The organism is Chitinophaga sp., from assembly GCF_035564935.1.
Classification (GTDB): domain Bacteria; phylum Bacteroidota; class Bacteroidia; order Chitinophagales; family Chitinophagaceae; genus Chitinophaga.
On record NZ_DATMTE010000083.1, the window covers coordinates 1 to 10,428 of the forward strand.

The 10,428-nt window shown below is 47.3% G+C and carries 9 protein-coding genes; 4 read left to right on the forward strand and 5 right to left on the reverse strand.

The features are described 5' to 3' along the window. Positions 1-54: 54 nt before the first annotated feature. From VN105_RS02310 to VN105_RS02320, 3 genes are all read right to left on the reverse strand, one after another. Positions 55-1,047 (reverse strand): PorP/SprF family type IX secretion system membrane protein, encoded by a 993-nt coding sequence (locus VN105_RS02310; RefSeq protein ID WP_325637526.1) that lies wholly within the window; start codon positions 1,045-1,047, stop codon positions 55-57. Positions 1,048-1,238: 191 nt separating this feature from the next. Further along, positions 1,239-1,892 carry a uracil phosphoribosyltransferase gene (gene upp, locus VN105_RS02315; protein WP_325637528.1) on the reverse strand — a complete coding sequence of 218 codons (654 nt, stop codon included), beginning with the start codon at positions 1,890-1,892 and terminating at the stop codon, positions 1,239-1,241. A 43-nt stretch (positions 1,893-1,935) separates the two neighbouring features. Then, positions 1,936-3,825 carry a vWA domain-containing protein gene (locus VN105_RS02320; protein WP_325637530.1) on the reverse strand — a complete coding sequence of 630 codons (1,890 nt, stop codon included), beginning with the start codon at positions 3,823-3,825 and terminating at the stop codon, positions 1,936-1,938. Positions 3,826-3,906: 81 nt separating this feature from the next. On the opposite strand from VN105_RS02320, the gene VN105_RS02325 reads away from it, so the two are divergent. Beyond that, positions 3,907-5,016 carry an anhydro-N-acetylmuramic acid kinase gene (locus VN105_RS02325; protein ID WP_325637532.1) on the forward strand — a complete coding sequence of 370 codons (1,110 nt, stop codon included), beginning with the start codon at positions 3,907-3,909 and terminating at the stop codon, positions 5,014-5,016. Between the two features lie 46 nt (positions 5,017-5,062). On the opposite strand, the gene ade is transcribed toward VN105_RS02325, so the two are convergent. Continuing rightward, positions 5,063-6,703: an adenine deaminase gene (gene ade, locus VN105_RS02330; protein ID WP_325637534.1), complete on the reverse strand. Its 1,641-nt coding sequence runs from the start codon at positions 6,701-6,703 to the stop codon at positions 5,063-5,065. Positions 6,704-6,812: 109 nt separating this feature from the next. Between ade and VN105_RS02335 the strand changes: the two genes are divergently transcribed. Beyond that, positions 6,813-7,538: a hypothetical protein gene (locus VN105_RS02335; RefSeq protein WP_325637536.1), complete on the forward strand. Its 726-nt coding sequence runs from the start codon at positions 6,813-6,815 to the stop codon at positions 7,536-7,538. Between the two features lie 45 nt (positions 7,539-7,583). Here the strand turns inward: VN105_RS02335 and VN105_RS02340 are convergent, their stop codons facing one another. Next, a complete protein-coding gene (locus tag VN105_RS02340) occupies positions 7,584-8,588 on the reverse strand; it encodes a WYL domain-containing protein (protein ID WP_325637538.1) in 1,005 nt (334 codons plus the stop codon). A 139-nt stretch (positions 8,589-8,727) separates the two neighbouring features. Between VN105_RS02340 and VN105_RS02345 the strand changes: the two genes are divergently transcribed. Then, positions 8,728-9,357, forward strand: a complete 630-nt coding sequence (locus tag VN105_RS02345; protein ID WP_325637540.1) for a hypothetical protein — start codon at positions 8,728-8,730, stop codon at positions 9,355-9,357. Between the two features lie 434 nt (positions 9,358-9,791). Beyond that, the gene (locus tag VN105_RS02350; protein ID WP_325637542.1) at positions 9,792-10,427 is read left to right on the forward strand and encodes a peroxiredoxin; all 636 of its coding nucleotides are present in this window, start codon (positions 9,792-9,794) and stop codon (positions 10,425-10,427) included. Position 10,428 lies beyond the last annotated feature (1 nt).

A 10,428-nucleotide genomic window follows, 5' to 3' on the forward strand; every position in this document is an offset into this window, starting at 1 on the left:
TCTTTTGCTATTTTTTCCGGATCAGGATAATGATTTTGCGGGAAGCGTACGGTCTTAGAAACGCGGACAGAGGGTTTTATATTTGTTGTTTTCGTTCCGCGTGTGAATATAGATAAGGGAAATTTCTAGGCCGCCACGGTAGTTGGAGGCTGGTTTCAGGCTGGACACGTTGGTATCGTAAGTAAGGCCTATCTGGAAGCCTTTGATTTCAAGGCCCACATAGGGAATAATGGCATCTTTCATCCGGTACCAGCTACCCAGGTAAAAGGTAGTGGGGTTATCATCCATATCGTTGAGCATGAAGCCGTAGGCGCCGCCAAAAGTAAATTCGGAAGCGGTGCTTTGTTTCATGTACAGGATACTGGCGTGAAACCTGTCTTGCCCGTTTACCGGAACAGAACCGCCTCCATGCAGGGTCCAGCGATAGCTGAGCCGGTTCTGGGTAAGGTTCATGAATGATTCTGTAGGCTGGGTGATATGATAATAGGAAGCGCCCAGGTAAATATTGGATGCTTCACCGATGAGGCCGTTGTATAAAATACCGACGTTGGGATCGAAGTAAGATATTTTTGGATTTACCAGCGTTTCATTACTGGGAATCATTGGGTTATACCCGTTGTTATCGATCTGGTTTTCAAATTGCAGTTTGGTGTTGTCTATTCTTTTTTGCACCAGTGTTCCCTGAAGACCGATGGCCAGGGTATGATTTCCTTCGGGATCCAGCCCTTTATGATAGGCGGTGCTGAAGGAAAGGTAACTGGAAGTGAGGGCGCCACCGCCGCTTCTGTCGTACATTGCCATAAGACCTACTCCCCATATGTCGGTATAAGAGATCACGTTTTTTAAGATACCGAAATCAATAGCTGCGGTTCCTGTTACAAAGGGGGTAGAAATGCTCCTCCATTGCGACCGGTAGTTGCCGGATAAACGATAATCTCCTGAAAATAAACCTGTAAATGCTGGGTTAAGGGTTAGCGGCGACGCAAAAAACTGCGAAAAGTGCGGGTCTTGCGCCCGCAACGGATTTAAATAAAGTAATATGGCCAAGAATAGTAAAGCTCTTTTCATATAGTTAAGCTTATAGCATAGGGTTTATGCGATACCGGTGAAGGTACGCCAATTAAATCATATCTCAAATTAAATTCATGTATAAAAATCCGGTGCCGCAAAAAAGAATAGCAGTTTTGTTCTTTTTAAAGATACAAAACTGCTATCTGCAAAACGATTATTCAGGATTATTATTGTTGTAATTTATTTCCGAAGGCCAGGTCGCCGGCATCTCCCAGCCCCGGTACTATGTAGCCTTTGGCGGTGAGTTCATCATCAATATCTCCTGCCCAAATGGTGAGGTTCGCTTTGGTAGTGCGTAGTACATATTCGATTCCCACCGTACATGCAATGGCCACTACGAGGTGTATATGACTGGGTTTGCCTATCTCTTCCAGGTGCTCTATGGTTTTTACAAGTGAAGAACCGGTGGCAAGCATGGGATCGGAAAGAATAAGCACCTGTCCGTCGATGGAAGGAGTGCTCACATATTCCAGGCTGATATCAAAAGAACCGTCGTGGTTATGTTTCCGGTAAGCAGAAACAAATGCGTGATCCGCCTTATCGAAGTAATGTAACAGTCCCTGGTGCAATGCCAGTCCTGCGCGTAAAATGGTAGCCAGTACCGGTTGTGATTTCAGTACCCGGCAGGTAGCAATACCCATGGGGGTAGTTACTTCCTTTTCCTCATAATCCAGTGTTTTGCTGATCTCGTATGCCGCTACTTCTCCCAGCCGTTCCATGTTACGCCGGAAACGCATACGGTCCTGCTGAACGTCTATATTCCTGATCTCGCTTAACCATTCTCCCACCAATGAATTGGTTTCACTTAAATTGATAATCATGAGCTGTTCCTTTGAGGCCGCAAAATACCGAAAAATAGTGGAACTACTCCTTGTCCAGCAGCATCGCTTTTTTCACCAGCTGAATAAATTCAGCACGGTAACCTTCGGCATCTGTACCCCTGGAATTGCCGGCCCAGGACAACACCTGGTCGTAAGTAGCAGTGCCTTTAAATGCAGAGTGACGCAGCAATTGCCCGAAGGCTGCCACGGAAGCCGCCATCCGGAAATCTTCCGGTACATCGGTAATTTCCTGATTACTGTAGGGGAGTACTTTTTCCATCAGTGAACTGCGATCGCCAGCGGGTTGTTTGTAACGTAATTTCACGGTAAGTACTTCGGATTTATTACCGATCACTTTACCCTGCTGGTATTTCAGCGGGTCTACCCAGTTAACGGTTTCGCCCTTTTGCCCGGAAGGAATAATTTCATACAGGGCGGTTACCGTGTGTCCCATTCCCATATCTCCTGCATCTTTTTTATCGTTGTTGAAATCTTCATTGGCCAGCAGGCGGTTTTCATAGCCTACTAACCGGTACGACTGCACGAACTGCGGGTTAAATTCCACCTGCAGTTTTACATCTTTAGCCACGGTAAAAATTGTACCGCCAAACTCCGTAACAAAGGTTCTGCGGGCTTCTTCAAAATTATCGATATAGGCATAGTTACCATTTCCTTTATCTGCCAGCAGTTCCAGTTTATTATCTTTATAATTACCCATACCAAAACCAAGTACTGAAAGAGAAATACCTTTTTCCCTTTCCTTTTCGATCATCCGGGTGAGTTCTCCGTCGCTGGAAACGCCTACATTGAAATCGCCGTCGGTAGCAAGTATTACGCGGGTGTTACTATTTTTTGAATGCAGTTCGCCGGCAATGCTGTAGGCCATTTTTATGCCTTCGCCACCGGCAGTGGAACCGCCGGCTTCCAGCTGCTCAAGTGCAGCGAGGATCTTCTGCTTATTGCTACCGCTGGTAGCGGGGAGCACTACTCCTGCAGCGCCGGCATATACCACAATTGCCACCTTGTCTTCCGGACGAAGCTGTTCCGTTAATACTGCGAAGGCCCGTTTTACCAGCGGCAGCCTGTTTTCACCAAACATTGAACCGGAAACATCTATCAGGAAAACCAGGTTGGATGCAGGGAGGCTGCGGGTATCCATCTGTTTACTTTTTAATGCTACGCGTACCAGCTGGTGCTTTGTGTTCCAGGGACAAATAGCCATATCCGTGTAAATGGCTACGGGGTCTTTGCCTTCGGGGGCTTTATACTGGTAGTCAAAATAATTGATCATTTCTTCCACTCTTACAGCATCCGGCTCCGGCATCATACCCTGGTTCAGGAAGCGGCGTACATTACTGTAGGAGGCACGGTCCACATCGATGCTGAAGGTGCTGAGCGGCTGGTCGGTGGTGGCATGGAAAATATTTTCATTAATAGGGCTATAGTCTTCTGTATTGTATGCCGGGGCAGGCGCATAGCTCATCTGGTTGCCCCTGATGGAGGACACGGACCCGGTTACATTCCTGCGTTTTTGAGTGGCGTAGCCCACCACCACTACTTCAGACAATGCAGCATTGGTGGGGGCAGCTTTATCCTGCATTATATACTGGTTACTTCTTTTATCAATTGGCTGCAGCCGGACCAGCTGCACTTTCAGTTTATTTTGTCCTGCACTTACCGTTATTTCCTTAACCGGGTAGCCCGAAGCGTTTACTTCCAGCATCAGCGTACCGGTGGCGGTTTTCAGGCTGAACTGCCCTTTTTTATCGGTAGCTGTTAATACATCCGTTCCTTTCATCCTGATCACTGCATTGGGGATGGGGCTTTTGAGCAGACTGTCTGTTACAATACCTGTAATAACCCTTACCTGTTGGGCGGAGGCGGTAAATGCCACCAGGCAGCTGAGTAATAGTAAAGTGAGATATTTTTTCATGGCGAAGTAGTTTTCTGCCGGTATGATGTGTGGGGCGATCCTGTTTCCATAAATCGTAAAAAAAATATTTTAAAACTACCTTTGCTGAAATTTTTGTCGATGGTATATAACGTGATTGGCACCATGTCTGGTAGCTCATTAGACGGATTAGATATAGTTTTTGCGGAACTGACCGAGATACGCGGACAATGGACCTATGTTATCAAGGCTTCAGAAAGCCTGCCTTATGAACCGGAATGGGCGGAGAAGCTGGCACAGGCCACTTCCTTACCGGCAAAGGATTACCTGCTGCTGCATACCGCCTATGGGCATTATACCGGCAGGCGTATCCTGGATTTTATTGAAAAGAACCAGCTGGATCATAAAATTCACTTCATTGCTTCTCATGGCCATACCACGTTTCATATTCCTTCACAGAAAATGACCGCGCAGCTGGGCGATGGCGCAGCTATCGCCGCGGTAACCGGGTTGCCTGTTATCAACGACTTGCGGGCGGTGGATGTAGCGCTGGGCGGACAGGGGGCTCCTATAGTGCCTATTGGCGAAAAATACCTGTTGCCCGGCTACCAGTACTGGCTTAACCTGGGCGGCATTGCCAATATTTCTGCGCAGCTGCCGGAGCAGTTTGTGGCATTTGATATCTGCCCGGCCAACCGGGTGTTAAATTCACTGGCAGCGGCGCTGAATAAACCGTACGATGATGGCGGTGCGCTGGCAGCAGGCGGGGTGGCCGATAACAGTCTGCTGGAGCAACTGAATCAACTGGATTACTATGCTAAGCCATGGCCCAAATCGCTGGCCAACGACTTTGGCACCCATACCATATTACCGCTGATAGCGCCTTTGCGCATTTCTGTGCAGGGTAAGCTCCGCACTTATGTGGAGCATATTGCCGCACAGGTGACCCTTGCTGTGAAAGCGCTGAAAGCACAGCTGCCGGAAGGCCCCGGCAAAATGCTGGTAACCGGCGGGGGCGCCTTTAATACATTCCTGGTAAGTACTATCCGCCAACAGCTGGAGCCGTTGGGCATTACCGTGGAAGTACCGGATGAACAAACCGTTAGTTTCAAGGAAGCGTTGATTATGGCGCTCATCGGAACATTGCGCTGGAGGCAGGACGAGAATGTATTGAGCGGGGTTACGGGCGCATCAAGGGATTCCATTAACGGTGCATTGTGGACAACGCATTAACAAGAGATTATATCAAAAAAAGCAGCGGAGCCGCTGCTTTTTTTATTTAGTAAGGTAGGGTAAATTGAAAACTGTCGCCGTCAAACAATCCCAGGTCGCTCAGTTTTAAATGCGGGATAACCAATAGCGCCATAAAGGACAAGGTCATGAAAGGGGATGCCAGTGTGGATCCCAGTTCTTTGGCTGCTTTGTCCAGCGCGCTGTATTGTGCGGCCACCGTATATCCGTCGAGGTTACTCATCAGTCCTGCAACAGGTAACGGCAACCCTTGTGTAACCCCGTTACCCACCGCGCTGATGCCGCCCTGTGCAGCGATCACGATATTGATGGCTGCAGCAATGCTTTCATCGTTGGCGCCCACCGCAATGATATTGTGACTGTCGTGTGCCACAGAAGACGCGATGGCGCCGTGTTGCAGGCCGAAGCCATGTATAAATGCTATTGCGGGCGCTGCTTTCCGGTAGCGGTTTATTACCACCAGCTTGAGGATATCCTGTTGCGTATCACTAACTATCTGACCGTTGGCGACCTGCAACACCGCGGAAAGTGCATTCGTGATCAACTGCCCGTCCATGGCGCCGATCACCTTCACATTTATCTCTTTTGCATTACTATCGTTAACGGGCATACGAATATCATCTGCAGTTACCGGATCTGCTATAAAATTATTTACGGGAGATGAAGAAATGGAAGGTATCAGCGATTGTCCGTTTTCCGCCACTTTCCCACCGTTAATATAGGTGGCGAGTATGTTAAAGTTTTGCAGATCATCTGTTACAATAAAATCCGCCGGATCATTTGCGCGAAGCAGGCCATTGTCCAGTTTATAGTGCAGTACCGGGTTAATGCAGGCCGCCTTTAATACTTTGAACAGGTCAACGCCATAGGCCAGCGCCCGTTTTACGAGGAGGTTGATATGGCCCTCCACCAGGTTGTCGGGGTGTTTATCGTCGCTGCAAAACATGATATGGTCGGCATGATCATGCAGCAATGGGTACAAGGCTTCAAAGTTTTTTGCAGCGCTTCCTTCACGGATGAGGATATGCATGCCATACTGCAGTTTATCCAGGGCTTCTTCTATGGTAAAGCATTCATGGTCGGTGCTGATGCCGGCGGCAATATATGCGGCAGCGGTTTCGCCCCGCAGGCCGGGAGCATGGCCGTCTACAGGCTTACCTGCTTTTTTGGCGGCGGCTATTTTAGCGAGTACTTCCGGATCTTTATGCAGTACGCCCGGGAAGTTCATCATTTCTGTAAGATATTTGATGTCGTTTCTCTGCAATAATGCTTCAATATCGGCTACGGTTACTGTTGCCCCTGCCGTTTCAAAAGCGGTGGCCGGTACGCAGGAGGGAGCGCCGAAATTAAACCGGAAGGGTACTTTTTTGCCATTTTCCAGCATATATTCTACACCCTTTACGCCCATTACATTAGCTATTTCATGCGGATCGCTTACGGTGGCAATGGTGCCGTGTACAACGGCCAGGCGGGCAAATTCTGAAGGAATGAGCATAGAGCTTTCCACATGTACGTGCGCATCCGTAAAGCCGGGGAGCAGGTAGGTGTTGTATTTGTTACTGTTGCGTTCGATGCTGCTGATGCGGCCGTTTTTTATATGAAGCGTAGCCGGGTATATTTCCTGTTGCAGTATATCTACGAGGTTGCCTGAGAGCTGGAATGTATTCATTTTGCAAAGCTAAGGAATAGGTCGTATTTTCAATGCTGGCGTATTTTTTGAAAAGAGATGCCGGAGTTGCTCAGAGGTATCTTTATTGTTCAACGGAAAACATTTTTTTATGATCACAGGAACCAGGTTTTATACACTGTTAACTGCTTTGCTGATGGCTGGTTATTGTGCCGGCGCACAATCTGCTGACGAGTTGATTGCTAAGAATATTGAGGCAATGGGAGGTAAGGAGAAGCTGAAAGGGATCAAGTCGCAATATGTAGAGGGAAATATGGAAGTACAGGGACAAACGGTGCCTATCAGGCGTTGGGTAAAGCAGGACGAGGCCATGCGGCTGGAGTTTACGGTAAATGGTACCAGCAATGTGCAGGTGGTAACCCGTGATGCGGGCTGGAGCCTGATGCCGGTGATGCAGCAAACAACGCCGCAGGACATGAACCCGGAGATGCTGAAGCTGATGAAAACCCAGCTGGATGTAAGAGGGGAACTGTATGGCTATAAAAGCAAAGGGAAAAAGATAGAATTACAGGGAAAGGATACGGTGAACGGATCTCCGGCATATAAGCTGAAGATCACTGCTGCAGATGGAACATCGGGTATTGCTTACCTGGATGCCAAAACTTACCTGCTGGTGAAGGCAACTAATCACATGAATGTGCAGGGACAGGAGATGGACCTGGTAACGTTATTGTCGGACTACAAAAAAACACCGGAGGGGCTGGCCTATCCTGGTGTAACAGAGCAGGATCCGGGTGGAGTGAAAATAAACATTATGAAGATTGAAACGAACCAGCCGGTGGCGGATAGCCTGTTTGCCAAGCCTAGCAATCCTTAAAGAGCGTGCTGCTACCGGGCGGCCCAGGCCCGGTAGCGGTTTTACTTATTTATACAGCGTTGCCATGGCTTTGGCTTCCTCAGCCATTTTTTCAGCCAGGTGCGCGGGTTTCAGCACTTTTACCTGGGAGCCATAACTCAGCAGGGTCATGGTAAGTTCGGGGTTTATAACAACGTGAAGGGATACACGGCATTCATCATTGTTATCTTCCACTATTTCCTGGGAGGAATGGATGGGCTGCGACTTTACATATTTACCCTGCCTTGGGGTAAAGCTTAGTAATACATGTTCCGGATCTCCGTCGTGTACCGTAATGCCTACTGCATGCTGGAAGTAGCTGGCTTCGTCAAAATTCTTTTCATCAAAATGTTTATTGGTGGGCCAAAGTTTCACTACCCGGTCCAGCGCAAAGGTGACTACTGCACCGCCGCGTGTTTTCTGGCTTTTACCGATAAGATAAAAGCGGTGCTGGTATTCGCGGAGATGATAAGGTTCTACCCAATGTTCTTTAGGTTCATCGCGGTCGAAGCTCTGGTAGGCAATGCGGATCACTTCCAGGTTTTTAATAGCGTCCACTATTTCCGGGATATGTTCTGCCCCTTTGTATTGAGAGGCCCGGGTAAACTTAATGAGCCCTTTATGCTGAAGGGCTTCCCTGTTCATTTTCAGACTGGCGGCAATTTTCAGAATAGCGTCTTCAAATTGCTGTACTACCGGCAGGCTCCGGAATTGTTCCAGTATACCAATGGCAATTTCCAGCCCCTGCAGATCCGCTTCTTCTATAGGGGAATTACTGATGGAAAAGCTATCGTCTGAGTAGCGGTAGGTACCACTGCTGCGCTCATATACAATAGGCGCCATATAATTCAGTTCAGGGTCCTGGCGCATATCCTGGATATCTTTCTGGATGGTGCGGGTAGAAATTGCAGTTCCCATTTTATCCGATACATACTCAATCAGGTTATCCAGGGTAGGTTTGGGTTTCTGCTTGCTGCGCAACCGCTCATCGATCCAGCGGTAGCGCGACACCGCGTCTTTATTCTTTGGCAAAAGATAAAATTTAGATAATAAAAATAAACAATTCCCGCTTTTGCAACGAGGATTAAAAAAATTATCATCAAAAGATCACTACGCAAATCCCTTGCGTGCGGCGCCGGTAAATTTGTAGTGTTATTAAAACCTGATGGTTATGAACAAGGTAAATACAACTACAGCAATTACGCAGGTGCAGGCCATTTCAATTGAGCAGATCATCATGGATGATTCCAATTATCTGACACTCTGGGGCCAGGCGCTACTGGATGAAGTATGGTATCCCTGTGATTTTGTAACTACTTATGAAGTAATGAACACCATGCTGCGTTTCAGCCAGGATAAGCATGATGCCGTGCAGATGACGATTGTGAAGAAACTGGAGGATATGCGCCGTACACCGGACATTATAGACCTGGAGGCAGAACTTGGAGGAGCCGTGGTATTTGATCATCTCATATTCCATATGAGAAGGCCCTGCCTGCAGCAGGACGAGAACTGGGAAGCATATGCGGATGAAGAATGCTACTATATTGAGCGCGTGATCCAGATGCCGGTGCCTGTACAGCCTACGCTACCACCTGCGGCACAGTACAGCTCCGGTAGTATCAATGAGAAAATGGAGTACTGTATACAAATGCTTCATGATGCCTATAACCTGTATCTCGGATTTATTGAACTGGAACTGGGAGAGGATACTGCCCGGGTAATGGCCGCACTGGAAAACGATAGCAAGTTCAGTATGGCTTATTATGCCTGGCAGTTGCATACTTCTGCCGCTAAATAGAGATTGACCATATTTTTATTCATTGATCGTATTCGTCTATTGACGAACCCTGTATCCATTTTACGTTAACCCCTGATCACATTTTTATCCATTGACAAACCCTGTATCCATTACGTTAACCTTAAAACACAAAACGATGACGAAAAATCCATTTATGTTAACCCTGGCATCAATGAATGTTAATTTTCATACATATGTTGATGCTGACCCTCATCCATTTATATTAACCGCCTTGCCTTGCATCCATTTACGTTAACCCCTGATACCCATAGGCATCTGCCTGGGATCCGTTTGAATTAACCCCCGATTTCCATTGTTTGTTAACTCCCAATTCCTTCGCCCCGGAAAAAAAACGCAAATTTCTGAAAAAAATCCCTTAAAGTCTATAAATCTTGTAGGAAAATGCTATTTTTGGTCAATTAAATCGTAAAGCTATGAGTTTAAGACTGGGCGATGCTGCTCCTAATTTCAAGGCCAATACCACAATAGGGGAAATAGATTTTTACGATTACCTCGGCGAAGGTTGGGGGATCCTGTTTTCCCACCCGGCAGACTTTACACCGGTATGTACTACCGAATTGGGCAGAACTGCCCAGTTAAAGGACGAGTTCGCAAAACGTAATACCAAAGTGCTGGCTGTAAGCGTGGATCCACTGGATAAACACCTGAGCTGGATAAATGATATTAACGAAACACAACAGTGTGACGTAACTTTTCCTATTATTGCAGACGAAAACAAAACAGTGGCAAACCTGTATGATATGATTCATCCAAATGCCTCTGAAACATTTACTGTCAGATCCTTGTTTATTATAGGACCAGACAAGAAAGTAAAACTCATTATCACTTACCCGGCCTCTACCGGCAGGAACTTCGTAGAAGTGCTCCGCGTATTGGATTCCCTGCAGTTGACCGCTAAGTATAGCGTAGCTACCCCGGCAGACTGGAAAGATGGGGAAGATGTAATCGTTACAGCAGCGGTGTCAACAGCAGATATTCCTGCGCGTTTTCCGAAAGGCCATAAAATTATCAAGCCTTACCTGAGAACTACACCACAGCCAAATAAGTAAT

Coding starts and splice junctions, on each gene's coding strand:
- upp (WP_325637528.1), bottom strand. CDS start 1,892: ATGATTATCAATTTAAGTGAAACCAATTCATTGGTGGGAGAATGGTTA.
- VN105_RS02320 (WP_325637530.1), bottom strand. CDS start 3,825: ATGAAAAAATATCTCACTTTACTATTACTCAGCTGCCTGGTGGCATTT.
- ade (WP_325637534.1), bottom strand. CDS start 6,703: ATGAATACATTCCAGCTCTCAGGCAACCTCGTAGATATACTGCAACAG.
- VN105_RS02335 (WP_325637536.1), top strand. CDS start 6,813: ATGATCACAGGAACCAGGTTTTATACACTGTTAACTGCTTTGCTGATG.
- VN105_RS02345 (WP_325637540.1), top strand. CDS start 8,728: ATGAACAAGGTAAATACAACTACAGCAATTACGCAGGTGCAGGCCATT.
- VN105_RS02350 (WP_325637542.1), top strand. CDS start 9,792: ATGAGTTTAAGACTGGGCGATGCTGCTCCTAATTTCAAGGCCAATACC.